The 25465-nt window shown below is 63.1% G+C and carries 21 protein-coding genes; 5 read left to right on the top strand and 16 right to left on the bottom strand.

Translation table 11 applies throughout. The features are described from left to right. Positions 1 to 59 precede the first annotated feature (59 nt). On the top strand, positions 60 to 3206 hold the full coding sequence (locus tag EOB59_RS08065) for an efflux RND transporter permease subunit (protein ID WP_128288117.1): 3147 nt from the start codon (positions 60 to 62) through the stop codon (positions 3204 to 3206). Positions 3207 to 3274: 68 nt separating this feature from the next. Here the strand turns inward: EOB59_RS08065 and EOB59_RS08060 are convergent, their stop codons facing one another. From EOB59_RS08060 to EOB59_RS07980, 16 genes are all read right to left on the bottom strand, one after another. Continuing rightward, a complete protein-coding gene (locus tag EOB59_RS08060; RefSeq protein ID WP_127270074.1) occupies positions 3275 to 4984 on the bottom strand; it encodes an APC family permease in 1710 nt (569 codons plus the stop codon). Positions 4985 to 5369: 385 nt separating this feature from the next. Beyond that, positions 5370 to 7739: an aminomethyltransferase family protein gene (locus EOB59_RS08055; RefSeq protein ID WP_128288116.1), complete on the bottom strand. Its 2370-nt coding sequence runs from the start codon at positions 7737 to 7739 to the stop codon at positions 5370 to 5372. Positions 7740 to 8086: 347 nt separating this feature from the next. After that, positions 8087 to 8710, bottom strand: coding sequence for a sarcosine oxidase subunit gamma family protein (locus tag EOB59_RS08050; protein ID WP_128288115.1), 624 nt, complete (start codon positions 8708 to 8710; stop codon positions 8087 to 8089). Beyond that, positions 8703 to 11684, bottom strand: a complete 2982-nt coding sequence (locus EOB59_RS08045) for a sarcosine oxidase subunit alpha (protein ID WP_128288114.1) — start codon at positions 11682 to 11684, stop codon at positions 8703 to 8705. Before EOB59_RS08045 ends, EOB59_RS08050 begins: the two co-directional genes overlap by 8 nt. A 241-nt stretch (positions 11685 to 11925) precedes the next feature. Then, entirely contained in the window at positions 11926 to 12201 is a 276-nt protein-coding gene (locus EOB59_RS08035; protein ID WP_128288112.1) for a sarcosine oxidase subunit delta, read from the bottom strand. A 17-nt stretch (positions 12202 to 12218) separates the two neighbouring features. Further along, entirely contained in the window at positions 12219 to 13472 is a 1254-nt protein-coding gene (locus EOB59_RS08030; protein WP_127270293.1) for a sarcosine oxidase subunit beta family protein, read from the bottom strand. A gap of 36 nt (positions 13473 to 13508) precedes the next feature. Then, positions 13509 to 14816 (bottom strand): type III glutamate--ammonia ligase, encoded by a 1308-nt coding sequence (gene glnT / locus EOB59_RS08025; protein ID WP_127397470.1) that lies wholly within the window; start codon positions 14814 to 14816, stop codon positions 13509 to 13511. 61 nt (positions 14817 to 14877) lie between these two features. After that, complete coding sequence (locus EOB59_RS08020; RefSeq protein ID WP_128288111.1) at positions 14878 to 16206, bottom strand: FMN-binding glutamate synthase family protein; 1329 nt, start codon at positions 16204 to 16206, stop codon at positions 14878 to 14880. 6 nt (positions 16207 to 16212) lie between these two features. Beyond that, the gene (locus EOB59_RS08015) at positions 16213 to 16938 is read right to left on the bottom strand and encodes a GXGXG domain-containing protein (RefSeq protein ID WP_127811056.1); all 726 of its coding nucleotides are present in this window, start codon (positions 16936 to 16938) and stop codon (positions 16213 to 16215) included. A gap of 4 nt (positions 16939 to 16942) precedes the next feature. Then, positions 16943 to 17839, bottom strand: a complete 897-nt coding sequence (locus EOB59_RS08010) for a glutamine amidotransferase family protein (RefSeq protein WP_127397720.1) — start codon at positions 17837 to 17839, stop codon at positions 16943 to 16945. Between the two features lie 103 nt (positions 17840 to 17942). Further along, on the bottom strand, positions 17943 to 18266 hold the full coding sequence (locus EOB59_RS08005) for a hypothetical protein (RefSeq protein WP_127397719.1): 324 nt from the start codon (positions 18264 to 18266) through the stop codon (positions 17943 to 17945). Beyond that, entirely contained in the window at positions 18263 to 18952 is a 690-nt protein-coding gene (locus tag EOB59_RS08000) for a hypothetical protein (protein ID WP_164873888.1), read from the bottom strand. Before EOB59_RS08000 ends, EOB59_RS08005 begins: the two co-directional genes overlap by 4 nt. Positions 18953 to 18997: 45 nt before the next feature. Beyond that, a complete protein-coding gene (locus EOB59_RS07995) occupies positions 18998 to 20401 on the bottom strand; it encodes an amino acid permease (protein WP_023808735.1) in 1404 nt (467 codons plus the stop codon). A 14-nt stretch (positions 20402 to 20415) separates the two neighbouring features. After that, positions 20416 to 20577, bottom strand: a complete 162-nt coding sequence (locus EOB59_RS07990; RefSeq protein ID WP_013532900.1) for a hypothetical protein — start codon at positions 20575 to 20577, stop codon at positions 20416 to 20418. A gap of 35 nt (positions 20578 to 20612) precedes the next feature. Beyond that, a complete protein-coding gene (locus tag EOB59_RS07985; protein WP_013532899.1) occupies positions 20613 to 20990 on the bottom strand; it encodes a hypothetical protein in 378 nt (125 codons plus the stop codon). A gap of 12 nt (positions 20991 to 21002) precedes the next feature. Further along, positions 21003 to 21290: a hypothetical protein gene (locus EOB59_RS07980; protein ID WP_027036059.1), complete on the bottom strand. Its 288-nt coding sequence runs from the start codon at positions 21288 to 21290 to the stop codon at positions 21003 to 21005. A 285-nt stretch (positions 21291 to 21575) separates the two neighbouring features. On the opposite strand from EOB59_RS07980, the gene EOB59_RS07975 reads away from it, so the two are divergent. Genes EOB59_RS07975 through EOB59_RS07960 form a run of 4 tightly spaced genes read left to right on the top strand, consistent with a single transcriptional unit; the run spans position 21576 to position 25359 of the window. Further along, complete coding sequence (locus EOB59_RS07975) at positions 21576 to 22709, top strand: aminomethyltransferase family protein (protein ID WP_127397041.1); 1134 nt, start codon at positions 21576 to 21578, stop codon at positions 22707 to 22709. A 41-nt stretch (positions 22710 to 22750) separates the two neighbouring features. Continuing rightward, the gene (locus EOB59_RS07970; RefSeq protein ID WP_128288110.1) at positions 22751 to 23347 is read left to right on the top strand and encodes a dimethylamine monooxygenase subunit DmmA family protein; all 597 of its coding nucleotides are present in this window, start codon (positions 22751 to 22753) and stop codon (positions 23345 to 23347) included. After that, positions 23344 to 24309: a PDR/VanB family oxidoreductase gene (locus EOB59_RS07965; RefSeq protein ID WP_128288109.1), complete on the top strand. Its 966-nt coding sequence runs from the start codon at positions 23344 to 23346 to the stop codon at positions 24307 to 24309. The genes EOB59_RS07970 and EOB59_RS07965 overlap by 4 nt, the downstream gene beginning before the upstream one ends. 9 nt (positions 24310 to 24318) lie before the next feature. Beyond that, positions 24319 to 25359 carry a DUF3445 domain-containing protein gene (locus tag EOB59_RS07960; RefSeq protein WP_128288108.1) on the top strand — a complete coding sequence of 347 codons (1041 nt, stop codon included), beginning with the start codon at positions 24319 to 24321 and terminating at the stop codon, positions 25357 to 25359. Positions 25360 to 25465 lie beyond the last annotated feature (106 nt).

Below are 25465 nucleotides of genomic sequence, written 5' to 3'. Positions count from 1 at the left end.
CGCCCGGAAGCCACTATGAACCCTCGATTTTGTTGCGCTAGATAGATGGACCAGCGTCGATGACCAATTCCACGGAAGAGAAGCGGCCCTTCAACCTGTCGCGCTGGGCAATCGGCCATCCCGCCATTGCGCGGTTCCTGTTCGGCCTGATCATCATTTCCGGCGCGCTCGGCCTGATGCGTATGGGCCAGAAGGAAGATCCCGATTTCACCTTCCGGATCATGGTCGTCCAGGCGATCTGGCCGGGCTCCTCGATCAAGGAGATGGAAGACCAGGTCGTCAACAAGATCGAACGCAAGCTGCAGGAAACGCCGCATCTCGATTTCGTGCGCTCCTTCACCCGCGCCGGCAGCGCCATCATCACCGTGCAGATCAAGGGCGACACCAACACCGCCGAGGTGACCGACGCCTTCTACCAGGTGCGCAAGAAGGTGGGCGATATCCAGGGCGACCTGCCGCAGGGTCTGCTCGGCCCCTATTTCAACGACGAGTTCGGCGACACCTTCATCACCTTGCATTCGATCAGCGGCGACGGCTTCAGCTATCCCGAACTGAAGAAGTTCGCCATCCAGGCGCGCGACATGCTTTTGACGACGCCCGGCGTCGAGAAGGCCGTCATCATCGGCGACCAGCCGGAAAAGCTCTATATCGACGTCTCGTCCAAGGCCTTGGCCGAACGCGGCCTGACGCTGACCGATCTGCAGAATGCGATCAAGGGACAGAACAATGTCGACCCGGCCGGCTCCGTCGATACCGGCACCAACTCGGTACGCATCTCCGTCGAGGGCGATGTCGGCAAGGTCGAGGATATCCGGAACCTGCGCCTGCGCGCCGGCGGCCAGGTCACAAGGCTGGGCGACATCGCCACGGTGACCTCGGGGCTGGAAGATCCGTTCCAGCGCAAATACCGCTTCAACGGTCACGACAGCGTGCAGTTGGGCGTCGTCATGGCCAAGGGCTTCAAGGTTACCGACGTCGGCAAGGATGTCGAGGCCACCTACAAGCGCTTCGAAGAGGCGCTGCCCTACGGCGTTGCGGTCGACCAGATCTCCGACCAGCCGGGCGTCGTCACCGATGCGGTGGCCGAGTTCATGCATGCGCTCGGCGAAGCGCTGCTGATCGTGCTCGTCGTCTCGTTCCTGTCGATAGGCTGGCGTTCTGGCCTGGTCATCGCCATCGCCATCCCGCTGGTGCTGGCTGCGACCTTCGCCATCATGTACGAACTCGGCATCGACCTGCAGCGCATCTCGCTCGGCGCGCTGATCATCGCGCTCGGTCTTCTGGTCGACGACGCGATGATCGTCGTCGAGATGATGGAGCGCAAGCTGGAGGAGGGGATGGTCAAGGTCGAGGCGGCGAGTTTCGCCTATTCCTCGACCGCCTTCCCGATGCTGACCGGCACGCTGATCACCACAGCCGGCTTCATTCCGGTCGGCTTCGCGGCCTCGACCGCCGGCGAATATGTCCGCACCCTGTTCTATGTCGTCGGCATCGCGCTGATCGTCTCCTGGTTCGTCGCGGTCTATTTCACGCCATGGCTCGGCAACATGATCCTCAAGCAGCGCAAGCATGCCGGCAGCCATCACGATGTCTTCGACACGCGTTTCTACCGCCGGCTTCGTGCTACCGTCAGCTGGGCCGTGCGCCATCGCATCATCGTCCTGGTGATGACGCTGGTCACCTTCGGCACCAGCCTGTGGGCTTTCCAGTTCATTCCGCAGAACTTCTTCCCGCAATCGTCGCGGCCGGAAATCCTCGTCGACCTTTGGCTGCCGGAAGGCACCAGCATCAAGGAAGTCGAGGCGCAGGCCAAGGCGCTCGAAACCAAGATGATGGACGACAAGGACAAGCGTTTCATCGCCACCTATATCGGCGAAGGCGCGCCGCGCTTCTTCCTGCCGCTGGACCAGCAGCTGAGCAACCCCAACTTTGCCCAGCTGCTCGTCATGGCCAATGACGAACCGGCCCGCGAACGGCTGATCGTCAAGTTGCGCACTGTTCTGGCTGAAGACTTCCCATCCATCCGTGCCAAGGTCGATCGTCTGTTCCTCGGCCCGCCGACCGGCTGGCCGGTGCAGATGCGCGTCATGGGACCGGATCGCCAGGAAGTGCGCCGCATCGCCGACCAGGTGAAGGCGAAGTTCCGTGAGGATCCGCTGCTTGGCGCCGTGCATGATGACTGGCTGGAGCCGGTTCCGGCGATGAAGCTGGTCATCGACCAGGATCGTGCCCGCGCACTCGGCGTCACCTCGCAGCGAATCCGCCAGATGCTGCAGGCGGCGATGTCCGGCGCGCCGCTCGACGACTTCCGCGACGGCGAGGAGACGGTGTCCATCGTTGCCCGCGAGCCGGATGCCAGCCGCAGCCTCCTGTCCTCGGTCGACTCGGTCTATATCCCGACCGACTTCGGTGGCTTCGTGCCGCTGTCGCAGGTTGCCAAGGTGGTGCCGGTGCTGGAGCAAGGCATCGAGTGGCGCCGCGACCGTCTGCCGACCATCAGTGTGCGGGCAACGCTGCCCGACGGCGTGCAGTCCAATGACGTCGTCACCAAACTGTACAAGGATATGCAGGGCCTGCGTGACGGATTGGCGCCCGGCTACAAGATCGAGATCCAGGGCGGTGCGGAGGATTCGGCGGAAAGCCAGGCTTCGATCGCCGCCAAGGCGCCGATCATGTTGGCCGTCATCGTCGTGCTTTTGATGATCCAGCTGCAGAACTTCGGCAAGGCGATGCTGGTGCTGGCGACCGGTCCGCTTGGCATTATCGGTGCTGCCGCGGCACTCTTGATCAGCGGCGCGCCGTTCGGCTTTGTCGCCATTCTCGGCGTCATCGCGCTGCTCGGCATCATCATGCGCAACTCGATCATCCTGGTCGACCAGATCGACCAGGACATCGCCGCGGGCATGGACCGCTACGAGGCGATCATCGGTTCGGCCGTTCGCCGTTTCCGGCCGATCACGCTGACGGCGCTGACGGCGGTGCTGGCGCTGATCCCGATCTCGCGCGGCGTCTTCTGGGGTCCGCTCGCCTACGCCATGATGGGCGGCATCCTCGTTGCCACGGTGCTGACCATCCTGGTCCTGCCTGCCGGGTACGCCCTGTTCTTCGGCCGGGAGCCGAAGAAGCGCGGGGCGGAGGGGCGGACCGACGATCTGGAACTGAGCCAGGAAACCGAAAAGCCCCAACTGGCGCTGGCCGCCGAATAGATCGATCACGCCAGTCGAAAAGGATCGGGCGCGCCGAAGCGCGCCCGATCCTTTTCACTTTTACGAGGTCAGATGACGAAGAACCAGTTGGCGAGCAGCATCACCACCACGCCGGCGACCAGGGTCAGATAGGGCAGTATGCCCGCCTTTTTGACCGAGAGGTCGGCCCCCGTCATGCCGAGATCGGCCAGCATGTGGTCGGGGAACTTGCCCTTGTCCTGGATGTAATGGCGGAAGCAGAACACCGGGATAATCAGGGCTGCCGTGATCAGGCCAGCCCACAGCGCCATCGGGTTCCACACCTTGGCGCCCGCGCCCATGAAGATCATGTTGACATAGGCGAAGATCGCGCCGACGCCGAGCAACCAGCTCGGTGCTTTCCAAGGCCGGGCGATATGGCCGTTGTCGATGCGGTGGATCCAGCCGGCATTGAGGTTGAGGAAGTTGAAGATGATATAGCCGCAGTTCGACACGGCGAGGATGAAGAAGAAGCTCGTCGCGTCGGCAGAGGCGATGGCCAGCACGATCAGGTTGAAGACGAGATCGGTCCACATTGCCCGCGTCGGCGCGCCATGTTCGTTGACATGGCTGAGATAGCGCGGCAGCCAGCCATCGACCGAGCCCTGGTAGAGCGTGCGTGAAGAGCCGGCCATGGCCGTCATGATGCACAGAACCAGAGCCAGGATCATCAGCATCACCAAAAGGCTGTGGATCAGTGCGCCGCCGCCGACCATGCCGGCCAGCGCGTCGGCTACACCGGAGCCGTCGACGATCGGTGTCGCCAGCATGCCGTTGAGGCCAAGCACGCCCTGGAAGGTGAACGGCACCAGGATGAACAGCAGCATGCACAAAAGGCCGGAATAGAAGATCGCCTTGAACGTGTCGGTGCCCGGGTTCTTGAACTCCGAGGTGTAGCAGACGGCGGTCTCGAAGCCGTAGGTCGACCAGGCGGCGATGAACATGCCGCCAAGCACCAGCGTCCAGCCGGCAATGTTCCAGGCGCCGGGCTCGGGCGCATAGGCGGCCGCCAGCGGCACCAGCGGCGAAAAATTCGCCCAGTTGATCTGGCCGGTGACGATCGGCACGACGCCGACGATCAGCATCGGGATGATGACCAGCAGGCCGATATATTTCTGCACATTGGCAGTGCCGAGGATGCCGCGATGCTGGATGGCGAAGATGATCAGCATCAGCACCGCGCCGATGAAGAAGGTCGCGTTGAGGGTGAACGAGACCGGCCCCAGCGTGTGGCTGTAGAGCGTCCAGTTGCGGATCACCGGCGTTGCCGCGGTGGTCACCGCCGTGATGGCGTCGGCGGCACTCGTCCCGGCATGCGCCGCGATATAGGCGACGACTTCGGGCGAGGCATCGGTGAACAGCGGCACCGGCGCCAACGCGTTGAGGATATAGGCTGCGGCGATCGAGCAGCCGAGCGACAGCACCGGCGACCAGGCGAACCAGTTGCACCAGACCGACAGCGGCGCGATGAACTTGGAATAGCGCAGCCATGCGGTGGCGCCGTAGATCGACGCGCCGCCCGACTTGTTCGGAAACAGTCCGGCGATTTCGGCATAGGTGAAGGATTGCAGGAAGCCCATGATCATGGAGAAGATCCAGATCGCGAAGGCCAGCGTGCCGGTCGTGCCGGCAATGCCGCCGATCGAGAACAGGACGAGGGCAGGCACGCCGCTCGCCACCCAGAAGGCGCCGCGCCAGTCGATATTTCGGTGCAACTTGCCTTCGGCAAGCGGCTCCAGGACAGTCGTTATCGTGCTCATATGTCTTTGTTCCCCATTTTGATGTTCCCCGTTCGTGACCGCCGCGGCTTCGCTAGGCTCACCATCGACGCATGCATAGATGGACTGCCGGTGTTTCCACTCAGTCGTATTTTTTTCTTAGGAGTGAAGATTGATCCGGCGCGCTTTCACGTCAAGCGAATTGTCGCGCCGTGCACATCACGCTTGCGAAACATGTCAGCTTCACACTGGCGGGCAGGATTGTTCGGAAAAGGACCAGGGGTCTGGAAACGAAAAACCCGCCGCAGGCGGGTCGCGGCGCAAATCAGCACCATGGACGAATATGTAGCATAGCTGCCCTCAGCAGGTCAAGAAAAAATTCCTATCGGGCTGCCAGCACGGCCTCACTGTCTTGGGAGGAAGGCCGTCAGGAGCGTGGTTTGGTCTTTTGCGGATCGTAGTGGGCGAAGGCGACGACGCGCGCCGGCAGCCGTTTGGCATGGCCGTCGAGCTTGCCGATCTCGACCTCGGTACCGACAGCCGAATGGGTGACGTCGAGCCTGGCCAGCGCGATGGTCTTGTTCAGCACCGGCGAGCGCATGCCCGACGTGACCACGCCGATCTGGGCGCGGCCGACATGCACGCAGTCGCCATGGCCGACGTCGACATTGGCGTCGATGTCGAGGCCGACCAGCTTCGTCTGCGGGTGCTCCTTGCGGCGGATCAGCGCCTCGCGGCCGATGAAATCGTCGGTCTTGCTCTTCAGCGGCACGGTGAAGCCGATGCCGGCCTCGAACGGATCGGTCTGGTCGGAGAATTCGTAGCCGGCGAAGATCAGCCCGGCCTCGATGCGCACCATGTCCAGCGCCTGCAGCCCCATCGGCTTCAGCCCATGCGGCTGGCCGGCTTCCCAGATGGCGTCGAACACCTTTTCGGCGTCGCGCGGATGGCACCAGATCTCGTAGCCGAGTTCGCCGGTATAGCCGGTGCGCGAGACGACGACCGGAATGCCGTTGCCGCCACCAATGCGGGCGACGGCGAAGCGGAACCATTCGAGCTCGTCGATCGACGGCTGCAATGGCGAAGTCCAGATCACTTCTCGCAGGATGTCGCGGCTCTTCGGACCCTGGACGGCGACGTTGTGCATCTGGTCGGTTGACGAGCGCACCAGCACGTTGAGGCCGAGCTTCGTCGCCGTCTCGCGCAGCCATTCGCCGGACAGATCGTCACCGCCGACCCAGCGGAAATTGTCCTTGCCGAGCCGCAGCAGGGTGCCGTCGTCGATCATGCCGCCATGCTCGTAGCACATGGCCGAATAGACCACCTGGCCGACACCGAGCTTCTTGACGTCGCGGGTCAGCGTGTATTGTAGCAGCGCCTCGGAATCCGGGCCGGTGACCTCGAACTTGCGCAGCGGCGACAGGTCCATGATCACCGCGTCCTGGCGGCACGCCCAGTATTCCGCGATCGGCCCGTCTTTGGCGAAGGAATTGGCGAGCCAATAGCCCCTGTACTCGCCGAAGTTGCGGGTGTGCTTGGCAAAGCTCGAATGAAAAGCTGTCTCGCGGGTCATTTTCTGTTCCGAATCGGGCGTCATGCGTCTGGCGATCGCTCGCGAGAATTTGTGCTGGCCGGAATAGGTCCGCACATGGATGTCGGTCGGGTTCCAGCCATTGGCCGGCGTCGTGTCGTCGGGGCAGGCGGAGGACACGCAGACGATGTCGGTGAGCGCCCTGAGCAGCACATAGTCACCCGCCCGCGACCACGGCTCGTCGGACACCATGACGCCATGCGCGTCGATCGCCGTGTTGAAGAAGAAGTTGATCGCCATCCAGCCCGCGCGGGGATTGACGCCCTTGCCGGCCAGAGCGCCGTTGAAATTCTCCGAGCAGTTGGTGTGGCCGGGATAGCCGATGTCGTCGTAATATTTGGCCGCGCAGGCGAGCGCGAAGGCGTCGTGCCGGCCGCATGTGTCCTGCACCACCTCGACCAGCGGCTCCATGTCCTGGTCAAAGTATTTGGAATGCAGGCCGGGCATCGGGTAGCTTGCACCCATCAGCGTGCGAGTCGTCGTCACGTCGAGCGGATGATCCAGTCCCCTGTCCAGCTTGCGCGCCGAAAAGCACTGGAAATCGGTGCACTGGCGCCCGTCGACATCGATGATCTGGAGATAGTCGCCAGCCTTGACGAAATAGGATTCCGCCGTCGCCGAATGGACGCGCAAATCGAGAACCGGGTCGGCCAGCGGGTCGGCCAGTAGCGATTTCGCCGCCGGGCGGATCGTGGCACGGCGGACGATGGCAGTCAGCGGCGTCGCCGTGTCGTGGCCATCGACCAGCATCGGCCCGCCGGGGGCCGCAATCAGCATCGCGCCGTCGCGTGCGACCGTGAAAGCCTGCTCGGTGCCGGCGGGTGTCGCGCCGCCGAACACGCGAACCGCCTTGGCATGGTCAAGCTGCACCTGCCGGCGCGCGAGCCCGCTCCGTAGCGATGCGAGGCTGTCGTCGTCCTCGGCCAACAGCGCCTTGATGCCGGCAGCGTTGCTGTTCGATGCTTCACCAAAAATGCCGGGATCGGTCGCGCCGCTCCTGTCCCAGGCCAGCAACTCGCAGGCCTGGCCGCCCTCGACATTGCGCACGGTGACCGTGTCGCCGGCCTCGATATCGATGAGCACCGCGCCATTGCCATGGATCGTATAACGCTCCATGCCCGGCGGCAGCGCGATCTGGCCGGGCCTCAGGATGAGGCTCGGCCGCGGCGGTCCGGCAGCAATTGCGGGGTAGGGCGACTGGCTCATTTCAGCCTTGCGGTTCGAGAAACAAGTTTGCCTGTGTGTGAAATTATTTTAGCGGTAAGAATAGCAGTGCGCGTGCGTTTGGCAAGGCGAAGGTGATGCTTCGAACCCAGTCAATTGGGATTGAATTGGCCTCCCAGTCTATCTTCCAAACGTCGGTGCTGCCCCTCATCTGGCTGCCGCCATCTTCTCCCCGTAAACGGGGCGAAGGACGCTGTCGTCGCCGGTTTCGCCAATCGCCAACATTGCAGAAATAGCGCGGCACTCCGAACAGCTTCTTTCTCCCCGTTCACGGGGAGAAATGCCCGGCAGGGCAATGAGGGGCGGCGCCGAGGTCCACAATTGGCGGGCTAGAATTCCTCGGAATGGCCGATAACCACACCATACTCCGCGGCCGAGTCCAGCATCGTGTGCCACAGGCTCTCGGCAAAAGTCGCGAACACCAGGAGGTTGAACACCGCCAGGCCATCTCGATCATTCCCACGCCTGAGCGTGACACTGGTGTGGTCAATCGACGTAGCCGCCGCCGCGCCAACCGGAAACGCATCGGGATGCAAATCGATCGACGACAGTTTCGCCAGCATCGCCCGCGCCTTGTCACCCGAGATGCTGATCAGCACGCGCGCATGCGATTGGTCGGACAGCGAGGCGGAAGATGCAAACGCCTGAGCGAGTGCTTCAGTCGAATGCTTGCCGCCCTTCGACAGCACGAAAAACTGATCCGGTCCCGACCAGATCAGCGTTGCGTCCGCCGCGCCGACTGCCGTCGGCGTTTCCGGAGCAGCAACGCCAAAGCGAACTTTCGCAGCCTTGGCCATGTCAGCCGCCTTACCGCGCCGCGCCATCACCTGGACGAGATCAAAATTGCGGATTTCGGTCAGCGAGACGCCGGCCTCGATACCGCGTGCACCATGCACGCCGGCAACAAGCGCCTTTTCAAGGGGACTGCGGGGAACCCAGGAAAAATCAACCACGCTGGCGCCCTCCATCCGGATCGTAGAAGACGGGATTGCACAGTTCGACATCGTAGTCCTCGCCGCGCAACGGGTCATGCGCATGCACGATCTCGCCGATGCGTTCGCGGCCGCGTTCGACAAGCGCGAGCCCGATCCACTGATCCAACGTCGGCGAGAAGCAGACCGAGGTGACATAGCCCTGGTCGTTGCCGGGGGCGGGTGTCTGTCCCTTCGGGATGATGTGCGCACCGGAGCGCAGCCGGCGTGCCTTGTCCGTCGGCTTGATGCCGACGACGACCTGCCGGTCCGGGTCTACCAGCGCCTCGCGTCCGGCCATGACGCGGCCGATATAGTCTTTCTTGGTCGACATCATCTTGCCCAGGCCAAGATCGGCCGCCGTCGTCGTGCCGCTCAATTCCGGTCCGGCAATGTGTCCCTTTTCGACGCGCATGACGCCGAGCGCCTCGGTGCCGTAGGGCGTCACGCCGAATGGCGCGCCGGCCAGCATCAGATTGCGCGCCATGGCATCGCCAAAGCGCGCCGGCACTGAAATCTCGAACGCCATTTCACCGGAGAACGAGATACGGAACAGCCGCGCTCTCAGGCCGCCGCGAAGTGCGACTTCGCGCACGCCCATGAACGGAAAGCCTTCGTTGGAAAGGTCTTCGGCCGGGTCGACGATTTCCCTGAGCAGGTCGCGTGTCTTCGGCCCGGCGATCGAGAATTGCGCCCACTGGTCCGAGACGGAAGTGAGCTGCACGTCGAGCTCCGGGAACAGCACCTGGCGGCAGAATTCGAGATGCTGCATCACCAGCCCGGCCTTGGCCGTGGTGGTGGTCAGGAAGAAATGATCCTCGGCCAGCCGCGATGTCGTGCCATCGTCATAGACGATGCCGTCCTCGCGCAGCATCAGCCCATAGCGCGCCTTGCCAACGGCCAGGCTGGAGAAGGTGTTGATGTAGACGCGATCCAGGAAAGCGCCGGCATCGGGACCGTGCACGTCGATCTTGCCGAGCGTCGAGACATCGCAGAAGCCGACGCCGCCGCGCACCGCCTTGACCTCGCGGGTCACCGATTCCAGCCAGTCCTTCTCGCCGGCGCGAGGGTACCATTGCGCACGCTTCCACAGGCCGGTGTCGACGAAGACGGCGCCCTGTTCGGCCGCCCAGTGATGCGACGGCGTCAGCCGCGTCGCATGGAACGTCTCGTCGCGATGATGACCGGCGAAGGCGCCGATGGCGACCGGCACGTAAGGCGGCCGGTAGATTGTCGTGCCGGTCTCGGGGATCGAACGGCCGCTGACCGCGGCCATGATGGCAAGGCCGGCGACATTGGAGGTCTTGCCCTGGTCGGTCGCCATGCCTAGCGTCGTGTAGCGCTTCAGGTGCTCGACGGATTCAAAGCCTTCGCGTTGCGCCAGTTCGATGTCGGAGGCGGTGACGTCGTGCTGGTAATCGACAAACGCCTTGCCCTTGCCGGCGACGTGCCATAGCGGCGTCAGCGAGAATGCCTCGTCGTCGGCGGCAGGCGCGATACCCACTGTGCCGCTATGTCCCGTGTCACGCGCCGCTGCCGCGCCGGCGGCAAATCCCTGGCTCAGGCAGGCGCCGAGGCCGAAATCGCCATTGGCGGCACCCGCGGCGACCATGCCTGGAGGCGCGCCGTCCGGCACGAAGGCAGATATGTCGTTCTGCCATTTCGGCCGGCCACGATGGTAGGAAGTCAGCCCGACAGCCGGGTTCCAGCCGCCAGAGACCGCGAGGCCGTCCGCCTCGACCTCGGCGCGCGCGCCACCGGTCAGCGAGACCGCGATTTTCCTGACGCCATTCTTGCCGCCATCGACGCCACTGACGGAACCATGCAGCACCGGGAAGCCACCCTTGGAGGCCAGCGAACGATGCGCCGGCGACACTTCGGACCCTGCATCGATGACCGCCGCGATCTGCAGGCCGGCCCCGAGTGCAGTCTCGACCGTACGCCAGCCATCCTCATTGTTGGTGAACAGCGCGAGGCGCTTTGCCGGTGTCGCCGCATAGCGCGCGACATAGGTGCGCATGGCGGACGCCATCATAACACCGGGCGTGTCGTTGCCGGCAAAGACGATCGGCCGTTCGATGGCGCCGGCCGCGACAACGCAGCGCTTCGCCACGATCCGCCACAGCCGCTGGCGCACCTGATGCTGAGGCGGGGAGGGCAGGTGGTCGTTGACCCGCTCGATCGCGCCATAGGTGCCGCCATCGTAGACGCCGAACAATGTCGTGCGGGTCATGATGCGGACGTCCGGCATATCGGCCAATTCAGCCAGCGTCCGCGACAGCCATTCGGCTGCCAGCACACCATCGATCGTGCCGCCATCCGACAGCAGGCGGCCGCCGGGGACAAAATCCTCTTCGCACAGGATGACGCGGGCACCTGCACGGCCGGCTGCCAATGCCGCGGCCAAACCGGCCGGACCTGAACCGGCGATCAGCACATCGCAATGCGCCCATGCCTTGTCGTAGTGATCGGGATCGGCGATGCCTGAGGCACGGCCGAGGCCGGCGGCGCGGCGGATCGCCGGCTCGTAGATCGCTTCCCAGAACTTCGCCGGCCACATGAAGGTCTTGTAGTAGAAGCCGGCGACGAAGATCGGCGCGAACAGCTGGTTCACCGACATCACATCGTGGCGCAGCGACGGCCATCGGTTCTGGCTGGCGGCCTCGAGCCCGTCATAGAGTTCGGCTGTCGTCGCCTTGGTGTTCGGCTCGCGCCGTGCGCCGGTGCGCAGCTCGACCAGCGCGTTGGGTTCTTCCGAACCAGCGGTGAGAATACCGCGCGGGCGATGGTATTTGAACGAGCGGCCGACCAGCTTGACGCCGTTGGCGATCAGCGCGGAGGCGAGCGTATCGCCCTGGAAGCCGAAGAAAGCCTTGCCGTCGAAACGGAAGTTCAGTGGCACCGAGCGGTCGATGAGACCGCCGGACGTGAGACGATGGGATTGGCTGGAAGTCACGATTGCCGACCCTTCGTCGCTTCGATGTCATGCGGCAGCGTCGAGCCGCCCCTCATCGCCCTGCCGGGCACTTCTCCCCGTATAGTGACGGGGAGAAGGACGCTCTCGTCCACGATTTCGCTAATCATCAACGCTGCAGGAATAGCGGCCAGGTTGCGGCCAGCGTCCCTCTCCCCGTCTCTATACAGGGAGAGGATGCCGGCAGGCAGGTGAGGGGCGGCGCTGACTTGCACAAGAAAATTCATTTCGCGACCTGCCTCGCACCCACGCCAGCCGCCGGCTCAACGGCGGAAATCTCATGCGTCAGCGTGTTGCGTGTGACCTTCAGCCAGGCCCGGCAGCCGCCGCCATGGTACCAGTATTCGCTGGTCTCGCCGGCGACATTGTCGCGCAGATAGATATAGTCGAAGACCTCGTCTTCCGAGGCGTCGGCGACCGGCCGCACCGGCTTGGCATCGCCGAGATAGGTGAACTCGCCGAGTTCGCGTTCGCCGCAAAAGGGACAGACAATGCGCATGCTGTTCTAGACCGCCTTCAATGCAGGTTCGGTTGGGCGCCCTGGCCCTTTTCGTCGATCATCGCACCAGTCCGGAACCGGTCGAGGCGGAACCGTGCGGCCTCTTCGTGCGATTCATCGCGGGCCAGAAGGTGGGCAAAGACAAAGCCGGAGCCCGGCGTCGCCTTGAAGCCGCCATAGCACCAGCCGGCGTTGAGATAGAGCCCGTCGACCGGTGTCTTGTCGATGATCGGCGAGCCATCCATCGACATGTCCATGATGCCGCCCCACTGGCGCAGCAGGCGCACGCGGCCGATCATCGGCATCAGCGCCATGCCGCCCTCGCAGACATCCTCCATCACAGGCATGTTGCCGCGCTGGGCGTAGGAATTGTAGCCGTCTATATCGCCGCCGAAGACCAGCCCGCCCTTGTCGGACTGGCTGACGTAGAAATGGCCGGCGCCGAAGGTCATGACGCCAGGGATGAGCGGCTTGATCGCCTCGGAGACAAAGGCCTGCAGCACATGGCTCTCGATCGGCAGGCGCAGGCCGGCCATCGCCGCGACGCGCGACGAACTTCCGGCGACCGCCATGCCGACCTTGCCGGCACCGATCTTGCCGCGCGATGTCTCGACGCCGGTCACCTTGCCATTGGCGTCCCTGACGAAGCCGGTGACTTCGCAATTCTGGATGATGTCGACGCCGAGTTCGCTCGCCGCATGGGCATAGCCCCAGACCACCGCATCGTGCCGCGCCGTGCCGCCGCGCCGCTGCAAGAGCCCGCCTTGCACGGGAAAGCGCGCATTGTCGAAGTTCAGGAACGGGATCATCTTCTTGACGGCAGCGAGGTCGAGCAGTTCGGCGTCGATGCCGTTGATGCGCATGGTGTTGCCGCGCCGCGCATAAGCGTCGCGCTGTGCGTCGGAGTGGTAGAGGTTGATGACGCCGCGCTGGCTGACCATCGCATTGTAGTTGAGGTCCTGCTCCATCCGCTCCCACAGCTTCATCGACAATTCGTAGAAGCCGGTGTTGCCGGGCAGACCGTAATTGGAGCGGATGATGGTGGTGTTGCGGCCGGCATTGCCGGAGCCGATCCAGCCTTTTTCGAGTACGGCGACATTCTTGATGCCGTACTCGCTGGCGAGAAACCAGGCGGTGGCAAGCCCGTGGCCGCCGCCGCCGATGATCACCACGTCGTAGCGATCCTTCGGCGTGGCGTCGCGCCAGGTGCGCTGCCAGTTCTTGTGGCCGGACAGGGCGGCGCGGGCGAGCGAGAAGATAGAATATTTCATCAGTTCATTCCGAGGTCGCTCGCACCGCGCTGGTGGTCAGATATCCAGCGTGTGGTCGCGCTCCCATTGCGTGAAGTGCGAAGCATAGGAATTCCATTCCTGGTGCTTCAGCTTTAGGTAGGCCGACGAGAATTCCTCACCCAGCGCCGCCTTGAGCGATTTGTCCTTGTCGAACTCTCGCAAGGCGTCGAGCAGGTTGAGCGGCAGTTTTGGAGCGCCCTTCACCGTGTGCCCATGCTGGTACATGTCGATGTCGTAGCGCTTGCCGGGATCGGCCTTCGAGCGGATGCCGTCGAGGCCGGCGGCGATGATAACCGCCTGCAGCAGATAAGGGTTGGCAGCACCATCCGGCAGCCGCAGCTCGAAGCGGCCGGGGCCGGGCACGCGCACCATGTGGGTCCGGTTGTTGCCGGTCCAGGTCACCGTGTTCGGCGCCCAGGTCGCGCCCGAGATGGTGCGCGGCGCGTTGATGCGCTTGTAGGAGTTGACCGTCGGGTTGGTGATCGCAGCAAGCGCGGAAGCATGCTTCATGATGCCGCCGAGGAAATTCCGGCCCTTGGCCGACAGGCCGAGTTCCATCGCATTGTCGGCGAAAACGTTGGTCTTGCCCGATTTGTCCCAGACCGAAATATGGGCATGGCAGCCATTGCCGGTCAGGCCCTGGAAGGGTTTGGGCATGAAAGTCGCGCGCAGGCCGTGCTTCTCGGCGATCGACTTGACCATGAACTTGAAGAACGAGTGCTTGTCGGCGGTCGCCAGCGCGTCGTCGAAGGCCCAGTTCATCTCGAATTGGCCGTTGGCATCCTCGTGGTCGTTCTGGTAGGCGCCCCAGCCGAGCGCCAGCATGTGGTCGCAGATCTCGGCGATGACGTCATAGCGGCGCATCACCGCTTGCTGGTCGTAGCAGGGCTTTGAGGCCGTGTCGTATTCGTCGGAAATCGTCTTGCCATCCGGCGAGATCAGGAAGAACTCGGCCTCGACGCCGGTCTTGACGTGCATGCCGTCGCTGGCGGCCTCTGCGATCAGCCGCTTCAGCGTGTTGCGCGGCGCCTGGTCGACCTCCTTGTCGTCCATGATGCAGTTGGCCGCGACCCAGGCGACCTCAGGCTTCCACGGCAGCTGGATCACCGAATCCGGATCCGGCACCGCCAGCATGTCGGGATGTGCCGGCGTCAGGTCCAGCCAGGTGGCGAACCCGGCAAAGCCGGCGCCGTCCTTCTGCATGTCGGCGATTGCCTGCGCCGGCACCAGCTTGGCACGCTGGCCACTGAACAGGTCAGTGTAGGAAATCATGAAATATTTGACGTTTTTCGCCCTTGCGAATTCTGCAAGATCAGTTGCCACGCTAGTTCCCCATTTTTATCGATTGTTGTTCCCGAGTATGCGGGAGTCGGCCCTTCGTTGATCAGAAGCCGTTCTTCCCCGGTATCCAGTTGGTGCCGGCCAGCGGCACGCCGGCCATGGCGGCTGCCTCGATCGTCAGCGCGACGAGGTCCTCGGGTTCAAGATTGTGCAGGCTGTTCTTGCCGCACGCACGCGCGATGGTCTGCGCTTCCAGCGTCATCACCTTGAGGTAGTTCGCCAGCCGGCGCCCGGCAGCCACCGGGTCGACCCGCTTCATCAATTCCGGGTCCTGCGTGGTGATGCCGGCGGGGTCGCGCCCCTCGTGCCAGTCGTCATAGGCGCCGGCCGTGGTGCCGAGCTCGTTATACTCGGCCTCCCAGCGGGGATCGTTGTCGCCGAGCGCGACGAGGGCAGCCGTGCCGATCGAGACCGCGTCGACGCCGAGCGCCAGCGCCTTGGCGACATCGGCGCCGTTGCGGATGCCGCCGGAGACGATCAGCTGCACCTTGCGGTGCATGCCCAGATCCTGCAGCGCCTGTACCGCCGGCCTGATGCAGGCAAGCGTCGGCATACCGACATTTTCGATGAACACTTCCTGGGTGGCGGCGGTGCCGCCCTGCATGCCGTCGACGACAACGACATCGGCGCCGGCCTTCACGGCAAGCGCGGTGTCGTAGTAGGGCCGGGCGCCGCCGACCTTGACGTAGATCGGCTTTTCCCAGTCGGTGATCTCGCGCAGCTCGAGGATCTTGATCTCGAGATCGTCGGGGCCGGTCCAGTCGGGGTGGCGGGAGGCCGAGCGCTGGTCGATGCCTTTCGGCAGCGTGCGCATTTCGGCGACGCGATCCGAAATCTTCTGGCCAAGCAGCATGCCGCCACCACCCGGTTTGGCACCCTGGCCGACGACGACTTCGATCGCATCGGCGCGGCGCAAATCGCGCGGGTTCATGCCGTAGCGCGACGGCAGATATTGATAGACCAGCTGCTTTGAATGGCCGCGCTCTTCCTCGGTCATGCCGCCGTCGCCCGTCGTGGTCGAGGTGCCCGACAGGGTCGCGCCGCGCCCGAGTGCCTCCTTGGCGGGGCCTGACAGTGAGCCGAAGCTCATGCCGGCGATGGTGATCGGGATATTTAGCTCGATCGGCTTCTTGGCATGGCGAGAGCCGAGCACGACTGATGTGTCGCAGCGCTCGCGATAGCCTTCGAGCGGATAGCGCGAGATCGATGCGCCGAGGAACAGAAGGTCGTCGAAATGCGGCAGCTTGCGCTTGGCGCCGGCGCCGCGGATGTCATAGATGCCGGTCGCCGCGGCACGGCGGATTTCGGAAAGCGTATAGTCGTCGAAGGTCGCGGATTTGCGCGGCGTCGTCGGAGGGTTGCGATAGGTCATGCTGCCTCAATACGCGTCGGCGTTGTCGATATTGAAATTGTAGAGCGTGCGCGCCGAGCCGTAGCGCTTGAACTCCGACGGCTTGACGCCGGTGACACCGGCGCGGTCGAGCAGGCCTTGCAGCAATTCCAGATGCTCAGCCCGCATCTCCTTGGCGATGCAGTCGGCACCCAGGCTGTCGACCTTGCCGCGCACGAAGAGCCGCGCCTCGTAGATGGAATCGCCCAGCGCGTCGCCGGCATCGCCCAGCACCACCAGATTGCCCGACTGCGCCATGAAGGCCGACATGTGGCCGATATTGCCGTGCACGACGATGTCGATGCCCTTCATCGAGATGCCGCAGCGCGACGAGGCATTGCCTTCGATGACCAGCAGGCCGCCCTTGCCGGTGGCGCCGGCATACTGGCTGGCGTCGCCTTTGATGGTGATCGAGCCCGACATCATGTTCTCGCCGACGCCGGGACCCGCCGAGCCATGCACGGTGATGGTGCTGCCGGAATTCATGCCGCCGCAATAATAGCCGACGCTGCCACGCACATCGATGGCAACAGGCTGGTCGACGCCAACGGCGACCGAATGGCTGCCTTTCGGGTTCAGCACTTCCCAGGCCGTTTCATTCGAGCCGGGCGACAGATTGTGCAGCGCCTGGTTGAGTTCGCGCAGCGACGATTGGTCAAGATCGAAGACCCGAGGGTCATGTGCTGCGGTCTTTGAAAGCGTGGTTGCCGACATGAATTCAATGCTCCCAGAAATAGACGGTTGCGGGCTCGGGTTCCCAGACCCTCGCATTGTCTATGCCGGGTAGTTTGGTCAGCGCGCGATATTCCGAGCCGAAGGCGACATACTGGTCGGTTTCGGCCATCACGGCAGGCTTGCAGGCGATCGGATCGCGCACCACGCCAAAACCGTTCTTGGTGCCGACGACGAAGGTGAAGAAGCCGTCGAGGTCGGAGAGCGTGCCTTCCAGCGCCTCGCCGAGATTCTTGCCATGCGCCATCTGCGACGAAAGATAGGCGGCGGCCACTTCAGTGTCGTTCTCGGTCTCGAAGGTCATGCCTTCACGGATCAACTCGCGGCGGACGTTGTTGTGGTTCGACAGCGAGCCATTGTGCACCAGGCACTGGTCGGCGCCGGTCGAGAACGGGTGCGCGCCCATCGTCGTCACCGCCGATTCCGTTGCCATGCGGGTATGGCCGATGCCATGCGTGCCGGTCATCTTGCGGACATCGAAGCGCTCGACGACGGCCTCCGGCAGGCCGACTTCCTTGTAGATCTCGACAACGTCGCCGGCGCCCATGATGCGGATGTCGGGGCGCAGCGCCTGGATGGTTTCGCGCGCTTCATCGATCTTGGCCGGCGTGGTCCTGACGACGGCATGGGTGGATTTCACCGCGATCGTCACCGGCGTGCCGATGGCCTTGGCGAGCTCCGCCTCGAGGCCGCGGAAATCGCGGTCGGGCCTGGCTGACTGGATGGTGATCTTGGCCTCATTCTTGGAAGGCGCGCCATAGATGGCGATACCGGCGCTATCGGGACCGCGGTCGCTGAGGGAGATCAGCATCTGCGACAGCATCGCACCAAGCTGGGGTTCCAGCGACTTGTCCTTCAAAAACAGTCCGACAATTCCACACATGTCAGCCTCCCGATGTTTGTAGCTAAGAGATCGTTTGTAGCTAAGAGAGGATGTATCGAATGAGCCGCACAAATTCAATCGTATGAAAAAAATATTCCTCCAGTTACCTATGCGGCTCAATGCCGCTCTGCGCACTGTCGCCGTCTCGCCGGGCATTGTGAACCCATTTGGCGGTGCGGATGCGGGCGAGCTTGTAGGCGTCGAGAATCGACAAGGCATAGATCAGGAAGCCGCCGGCGTGACGGCCGACAAAGCTGGCATCCGACGGTGCGATCTTGGCCGTCACCCATGCCAGGATCACCATGAAGAAAAGGAACTGAAGGCCGCGCACCGGCACGCCGAGAATGACGTGCCCGCTTCCCGGCAGCACGATTGCGGCGCCGAGAACCAGATAAGGATTGGTGGGTGCCGTGGTGGGAATGGTCATGCGGCTTGGCGTTCGCTTTTGTTGATGGCGTCGCGAAGCGCCGACACCGACACCAGCAGTCTTTCGATCAGCGCGGGATCGAGTGTGGCGTCGCCAAATTCGGCCTGCCTGAACACACCGTAGCGCGCCCGTTCGGCTTCGGCCAGCAGCCACACGATGCGTACCCCTTTCGGGGTGATCAGCAGTTCCTTGGCGCGCCCTTCGGAAAAAATCCCGAGGTGGCCGGCGATGGTCTCCAGTGGGAAGTGGACGCCCCTGCGATCCGTCCGCAACACGGCCTCGGCCGGAAATGCCGAACTCTTCGGCAGCGTGTGGTCGAGATGATCGAAATTGGAGAAGGTCGTCGGCGACCCCGGCCGCATCATCATATCGAAGGTGCCGGGCACGGCCACCGGCTCAGTGATCGAAACACTGAGCCAGCGCGCCGGCAGTTTCCGCGTCGCCAGTGTGTCGACGATGGTGCGCACCTGGACACGTTTGCTGTTCCAGGACCCTTCCCAGGTGATGACACCGGCGGTGCCGTCCGAGACATTGGCTGCGTCGGCGATGGCTGTGCGGATGCGGTCCTGCTCGACGGCAAGCGCCATCGATGCCCTGTTGCGGCTGGCACGCGCCTGCCAGGCAAGGTGGAGAACGATAGCCAGGACAATGGCTCCGGCCAGCAGTGCTGATGTCAGCTCGGACATTTTCTCATGCCACGCCCATCCAGGATACGGACCGGCCTACTCCCATCAATAACCCTGCGGCTTCGGCCACGGCATGGTGAACTGATCGCCGCGCCGCACGAATTTGTAGCGATAGAAATGGAACCACAGTGAGATCAGGAAATAGAAGGCGACCATGGCGATCAGTTGCGAGCCGAAGCCGAGGAAGATGGCGAAGAAGGTCACCACGCACAGGCAAAACAGCACGATGGCCGGGATCGGGTGGAAGGGGTGCGTGTAGCCGCGGCGGATCGAGCCGAGCGGCCACTTCTTGCGGAACATGATGATGTTGATGCTCATGAACGTGTATTGCAGCACGCCCGACAGGATCGAGAAGGTGATCGCCTGGTTGAGGTCGGCGATGAAGGCGAAGGCCAGCGCGATCGGCAGCAGGAACAGGATCGAACGATAGGGCGTGCGATATCTCGGATGCACGGCCGAGAACCATGTCGGCAGATAGCGGTCGCGGCCGAGCGAGAACCAGGCGCGCGCCGCATCGTTGATGCAGCCATTGGCGGAGGCCATTGCAGCAAGCAGCGTGGCGACGAACAACAGGTTCTCGAGCAGCGGGCTGCCAGTCAGCTTGCCGGCGTCCCACAGCGGATAATAGGTGATGCCGAGATATTCCCATGGCATCATCGAGGCGCAGACATACCAGGTCATGGCGGCGGCGATCAAAAGCGTGATCATGCCGGCCATGGTGCCGTAAGGCAGCGAGCGGGCCGGCGAGCGCACTTCCTCGGCGGCCTGTGTGGTGCCTTCGATGCCGAGATAGTACCAGATGCCGAACTGGAAGGCGGCGATGACGCCGATCCAGCCATAGGGGAGCGCATTGCCTGGCGTGACCAGCTCGTTCAGCTTCAGCACGGCGCCTTGCGTCCACGGGCTGACCGAAAAGAACAGGATGACGATCGAGATATAGGCGACCGCTGTGATGACGAAGTTGACATTGAGCGTCATCAGCACGCCGCGATAGTTCAGCCACGCCAGCACGACGATGGTCGCGGCGATGAAGGAATTGTGGGTGAGCCCTTCGACGCCGGCCTTGGCGACGATGGTGTCGCCGAGCAGGATGGCGTCGGATACTTCGAGCATGGTGTAGGCAAAGACCAGGAACAGCGCGACGTTGAACGCCATCAGCGGTCCGACGATGTGCTTTGCCTGCGCATACTGGCCGCCGGCGGCGGCCACGGTCGATGTCACCTCGGAATCGATCATGGCGACCGAGGTGTAGAGCAATCCCACGACCCAGCAGACGATCAGCGCGGCCAGTGCGCCACCCTTGTCCGCCGAGAAATTCCAGCCGGTGAATTCGCCGACCAGGACGATGCCGACGCCGAGCGCCCAGACATGGGCCGGTCCGAGCACGCGCAGGAGTGAAACTCTGTCCCCTTGGGCAGCCGGGGCAGCCGGTTCAAGTGCGATCGTCATTGTTCAATCCTCACTCAGATCCGGTGTTTTTCGGAAGTGGCTTCCAGTTCGCCCTCGCGAGACGAGGTCAGCACCTCTTCGGAGAAGGTCGTGTCAACCTTGAACCAGTCGTAGAGCATCCACAAAGCGAGCACGATCGAGATGCCCCAGCATGCGTAAGAGAGTGCTACCCACATGATCGTGTCCCCCGATTAAATCGTCCTCAGAACTCTTACTTGTCGTCGAATTTTTCGTTGATGACGTCGCGATATTCGCGGTCTGATGCACGAAACAGGAAGACGAAATAACCGATCAGCACCGCCGCCATGATGATCAGCGTCGGCCAGTCGATGACATAGTGGAAGCGGTTCTGGATGATGTCGTGCGCGGTCTCGGGCGTATAGCCGAGCTTTTCCCAGATAGACGCCATGGTCGGGTTCTGGCCTAGCGCTTCCCAGGTCTTGGCGTCGAGCGCGTCGATGGATTTCGCCGCGCCGGCGAGGCCCAGCTTGAGCGGTAGCCACAGTGCCACGAAAATGGCAACGACGACGACGGCGATGTCGAAAACCTGCCCGGCCTTGCTTTGTTCCGGCGGCGTGTAGCGGGACATCTCTTTTACCCCTCAGGACTTGCGGTTGCGGAACGCGTCGGCGTTCTTGATATCGAGCCCGTAGATGAATTCCTTGTCTTCCTTGTAGTGCTTGACCATCGCCAGGATGGCGGCCGTGTTGAAGATCAGCACGGCGGCGGCGGCGATCGCGACCACGGCCTTGATGCCGCTGTGCGGGATGTAGGGCCATGTCATGAGGAGGACGAAGAGGATCGTCGCCCACAGGCAGACGATCAGGAGCGCGGCTCCGCGCACGTCGGAACGATACAGCGCTTCGATGCGCTGTTGCATGTCTGACATCGGTTTCTCCCCTTTTCCGCCGTCCGGTTCCGAATCCCCGTCCGCCGTCCTCTTTCAACAGAGTGAAATTTTTTTCATAAATTCCGTCTGAATCTCGCAATTGTCAAGCGCGATTTACGTGGGGTTGACCGTTTGGTTTGCGCGGCGGATTTTGCCTGACAATGAAATTAATTGCTTATGGGTATTGCGGCGCCCGGAGGTTTGCGATCAATATTCGGCCAAAGCTCCCGCCGCTGCGCAGGGGGCAGGGAACAGCAGAGCATTATCGAAACGGAGGACGAGCGGATGACGGCATCCTGGAGATTTTCGACCCTGGCGGATCGCCATCGCGCGCTCGGTTCGAAGCTCGAAGACTGGAGCGGCATGGGAACCGCCTGGACCTACGACAAGGATGCCGACGAGGAGTACATCGCCATCCGCACCAAGGCTGGTCTGATGGATGTCTCCGGCCTCAAGAAAGTCCACATCACCGGGCCGCATGCCTCACACCTGATCGACCTGGCGACGACGCGCGATGTCGAAAAGATCTATCCCGGCAAGTCAGCCTATGCCTGCATGCTGAACGAGGCGGGAAAATTCACCGACGACTGTATACTCTACCGGACCGGACCGAATGCATGGATGGTCGTGCATGGTTCGGGCACCGGCCATGAGGAGTTGCAGCGTGCTTCGGTAGGACGCGACGTCTCGCTGCGCTTCGACGACAACCTGCACGATCTGTCGCTGCAGGGGCCAACCGCCGTCGACTATCTGGCCAAGCATGTGCCGGGCATTCGCGACCTCAACTATTTCCATCACATGCAGGCGCAGCTGTTCGGCTTGCCTGTCATGATCTCGCGCACCGGCTATACCGGCGAGCGCGGCTACGAGATCTTCTGCCGTGGCCAGGATGCCGGCACGATCTGGGACAGGATCCTCGACGAAGGCAAGAGCGCCGGCATCATTCCGTGCCGCTTCACCACTCTCGACATGCTGCGTGTCGAAAGTTATCTGCTCTTCTACCCCTACGACAATTCGCAGAAATATCCGTTTGAGAACGAAGGCCCCGGCGACACGCTGTGGGAACTCGGCCTCGACTTCACCGTCAGCCCCGGCAAGACCGGCTTTCGCGGCGCCGAGGAGCACTATCGCCTGAAAGGCAAGGAGCGCTTCAAGATCTATGGCGTGCGGCTCGATGGCAAGGAGCCGGCCGATGAAGGGGCGCCGGTCTACCGCGACGGCAAGAAGGTCGGCGTGGTGACCTGCGCCATGTATTCGCCGCTGGTCGAGAAATCGATGGGCATCGCCCGCCTCGACGTTGACTGCGCGGTAAAGGACACCAAGCTCGAAATCCGCAACAAGAGCGGCGCCATCAAGGCCACCGCGCAGCCGCTTCCGTTCGACGATCCCAAGAAGACCAAGCGCACGGCGAAAGGTTGAGGCATAGTCGATAGCGAGGGGTTCGAGGCACGAAGACTTAAATGGCAGCCAAAAGCATCATCAGCCGGCCCGTTTACGGAACCTTGTCTCCGCAAGCCGGCAAGCATCATCTTTTTATCGCGGATGCGGAAGGGGCGCTGGCAATAGCGGAGATGGCCGAGAGGGCGCCGCCCGGGTTTTTCGACGACGCCGAAATCGTCTTCATTCCTGGGCCTGACGGAAAACCCATCGCCGCCCTCGAAGCGCTGAAACCGGCACAGTTTCATCAGGCACCGTCCTTCGCCAGCCTGCTGCCACGGCTCAGGCAGACACTCGCCAACGCGCATATGGGCCTGCGCCTCTATCTCTCGGGCACCGAGGGCCTGATCGGCCAGGCGATGCAGGTGGCGCTTGAAGCCGGCATCGACCACACCTCGATCCAGACCGAGCACCGCGGCTCGCTGGCGCGGCGCATGCAATGCGTCCACTGCAAGGGCATCACCGAGGATGTGACCACGCAGCCGGCGACCTGCGCGCATTGCGGCCTGCTGCTTCTGGTGCGCGATCACTACTCCAGGCGCATCGCCGCGTTCCAGGGCGTCTGCATCAATGCGGAAGATCGCTCAGAGATTCCTCCGCTGGAGGAGATTTTTCGATGAGCACCGGCACAACAAAACTCGATGTCGTCGTCAGCGACGTCGTCCCGGTCAACGACCTAGTCACCCGCTTCCATTTCCGCCGGCGCGACGGTGAGCTGTTGCCGACCTTTTCCGGCGGCGCCCATGTCGTGGTCGAGATGCGCGACGGCGAGCGGACCCGGCTCAATCCCTATTCGCTGATGGGCTCGCCGCTCGACACGCGCGAATACACGATCTCGGTACGCCGCGACGATGTCGGCCGTGGCGGCTCGCTGTTCATGCACCGGAATGTCCGGCCTGGCCTGGAGATGGTGGTCAGCTACCCGGTCAACCTGTTCTCGCTCGACCTGCGCGCCAAAAAGCACCTGATGCTGGCCGGCGGCATCGGCATCACGCCTTTCATGGCGCAGACCGCGCAGCTGGCGGCGGAAGGCGGCAATTTCGAGCTGCACTACACCTGCCGCACCGCATCGCTCGGCACCTATGCCGATGTGCTGCGCGAGCGCTACGACCGCAGGGTCAGGCTCTATCATGACGACCTCGACGAGCGCATCGAACTCGACCGGTTGCTGTCGACGCAGCCGCTCGGCACGCATCTCTATGTCTGCGGCCCGGCCGGCATGATCAACTGGGTGCGCGATCGCGCGGCAAGCCTCGGCTGGCCGGCGGAAACCGTGCATTTCGAGCATTTCGCCGCACCCCAGCCCGGACTGCCGTTCGACGTGACGCTCGCCGTCAGCGGCAAGACGATCCGCGTCGATGAACAGCAGAGCCTGCTCGAGGCGATCGAGGCGGCCGGCGTCGATCCGCCCTATCTCTGCCGCGGCGGCGTCTGCGGCCAGTGCGAAACCAACGTCGTCTCCTATGACGGCAAGTTCATCCACAACGACCACTGGCTGAGCGACGAAGAGCACCGTTCGGGCTGTAAGATCATGCCGTGCGTGTCGCGCTTCGAAGGCCGGTCGCTGGTGTTGGAGCGCTAGGAGAAAATCATGGGCATCACCTTTCGCAAGGAAACGTTCCGCGACGACTTCACCTTCAAGAACAGCCCGGAGCACATCAGGCGCTTCCCGTTTCCGTTCCACGAAGACGCCTACATGTATGCGGTCAACATCGAGCCGCATGTCGTCGGGCCGAAGGGTAGCGTGCTGGAAAACCCGATCGATGTCGACGAGCACTATGTCGCCGAGATGCAGGACCGCGCGCTGGTGCTGGCCGAGGATCCGCTGCGCTGCCAGTCGCTGCCGCACATGACGCTGGCCGGCTGGGACCTGCTGGAACTGCTGATGGAGCAGCAGGCGCTGGGCTATCCCGAGCATTTCACGCTGACCCGCGATGGCGACCGCTGGCGCTGGATCAACCGCCCGCTCGGCATCGACGACACCTTCACCTTCGGCGACACCTCGACGCTGCCTTATGGGCCGATGGAATACATCACCCGGCAGAGCCAGGGTGATTTCTGCATCCTCGACCAGCGCGACGGCAATCTGTGGATGGATGCCGGCATGGTCACCACCCAGGCCGACTGGTCGCTCGATTTCGACATCGGCATGAACTTCTTCGAATGGCACGCGCCGGTGCCGCTGGCGCATGAGAAGGGGATTTTCGTCAGGGCGCTGAAATTCCTCACCAACATCCAGCAAGGCAAGCCGGCACGGCGCCTGAATTGGACGATGACCATCAATCCACGCCTCGACACCAGCCCGGAGAACTATCACAAATGGGGACCGGACCGGGCGACGGTGACGCCGGAGAATGTCGGCGACAAGGTGCATCTGCGGGTCGAGCTGCAGAGTTTCTGGCGGCTGCCGCGCTCCAACGGCATCGTCTTCCCGATCCGCTGCTATCTGATCAAGATGGACGAACTGGTGACGCAGCCGAAATGGGCACGGCGCCTGCACCGCGTCATCCGTGACCTGCCTGACGAACTCGCCAACTACAAGGGCCTTACGCGCTATCGTCCGGCGTTGGTCGAGTGGCTGTCGAAGCTGGATGATGGGAGCGCGACAAGTCCGGGTTTTGGGCCGGATTGAGCAAGGCCCCCTCGTCCGGCCGCTACGCGGCCACCTTCTCCCCGAGGGGAGAAGAGATAGCCAACGCTGGCGCCAGCCTCCTCTCCCCTCGGGGAGAGGTCGGATT

Source organism: Mesorhizobium sp. M7A.F.Ca.MR.176.00.0.0 (assembly GCF_004023165.1).
In the GTDB taxonomy this organism is placed as follows: domain Bacteria; phylum Pseudomonadota; class Alphaproteobacteria; order Rhizobiales; family Rhizobiaceae; genus Mesorhizobium.
This window is presented reverse-complemented; position numbering and strand designations above follow the sequence as displayed.

Bases quoted from the DNA above. Each gene is read 5' to 3' on its own strand.
- EOB59_RS07970 (WP_128288110.1), top strand. From the start codon at position 22,751: ATGGCAGCCAAAAGCATCATCAGCCGGCCCGTTTACGGAACCTTGTCT.
- EOB59_RS08030 (WP_127270293.1), bottom strand. From the start codon at position 13,472: ATGAAATATTCTATCTTCTCGCTCGCCCGCGCCGCCCTGTCCGGCCAC.
- EOB59_RS07990 (WP_013532900.1), bottom strand. From the start codon at position 20,577: ATGTGGGTAGCACTCTCTTACGCATGCTGGGGCATCTCGATCGTGCTC.
- EOB59_RS07995 (WP_023808735.1), bottom strand. From the start codon at position 20,401: ATGACGATCGCACTTGAACCGGCTGCCCCGGCTGCCCAAGGGGACAGA.
- EOB59_RS07965 (WP_128288109.1), top strand. From the start codon at position 23,344: ATGAGCACCGGCACAACAAAACTCGATGTCGTCGTCAGCGACGTCGTC.
- EOB59_RS07975 (WP_127397041.1), top strand. From the start codon at position 21,576: ATGACGGCATCCTGGAGATTTTCGACCCTGGCGGATCGCCATCGCGCG.
- EOB59_RS07960 (WP_128288108.1), top strand. From the start codon at position 24,319: ATGGGCATCACCTTTCGCAAGGAAACGTTCCGCGACGACTTCACCTTC.
- EOB59_RS08055 (WP_128288116.1), bottom strand. From the start codon at position 7,739: ATGAGCCAGTCGCCCTACCCCGCAATTGCTGCCGGACCGCCGCGGCCG.
- EOB59_RS08005 (WP_127397719.1), bottom strand. From the start codon at position 18,266: ATGACCATTCCCACCACGGCACCCACCAATCCTTATCTGGTTCTCGGC.
- EOB59_RS08010 (WP_127397720.1), bottom strand. From the start codon at position 17,839: ATGTGTGGAATTGTCGGACTGTTTTTGAAGGACAAGTCGCTGGAACCC.
- EOB59_RS08000 (WP_164873888.1), bottom strand. From the start codon at position 18,952: ATGTCCGAGCTGACATCAGCACTGCTGGCCGGAGCCATTGTCCTGGCT.
- EOB59_RS08035 (WP_128288112.1), bottom strand. From the start codon at position 12,201: ATGCGCATTGTCTGTCCCTTTTGCGGCGAACGCGAACTCGGCGAGTTC.
- EOB59_RS08060 (WP_127270074.1), bottom strand. From the start codon at position 4,984: ATGAGCACGATAACGACTGTCCTGGAGCCGCTTGCCGAAGGCAAGTTG.
- EOB59_RS08020 (WP_128288111.1), bottom strand. From the start codon at position 16,206: ATGACCTATCGCAACCCTCCGACGACGCCGCGCAAATCCGCGACCTTC.
- EOB59_RS08015 (WP_127811056.1), bottom strand. From the start codon at position 16,938: ATGTCGGCAACCACGCTTTCAAAGACCGCAGCACATGACCCTCGGGTC.
- EOB59_RS08065 (WP_128288117.1), top strand. From the start codon at position 60: ATGACCAATTCCACGGAAGAGAAGCGGCCCTTCAACCTGTCGCGCTGG.
- EOB59_RS07985 (WP_013532899.1), bottom strand. From the start codon at position 20,990: ATGTCCCGCTACACGCCGCCGGAACAAAGCAAGGCCGGGCAGGTTTTC.
- EOB59_RS07980 (WP_027036059.1), bottom strand. From the start codon at position 21,290: ATGTCAGACATGCAACAGCGCATCGAAGCGCTGTATCGTTCCGACGTG.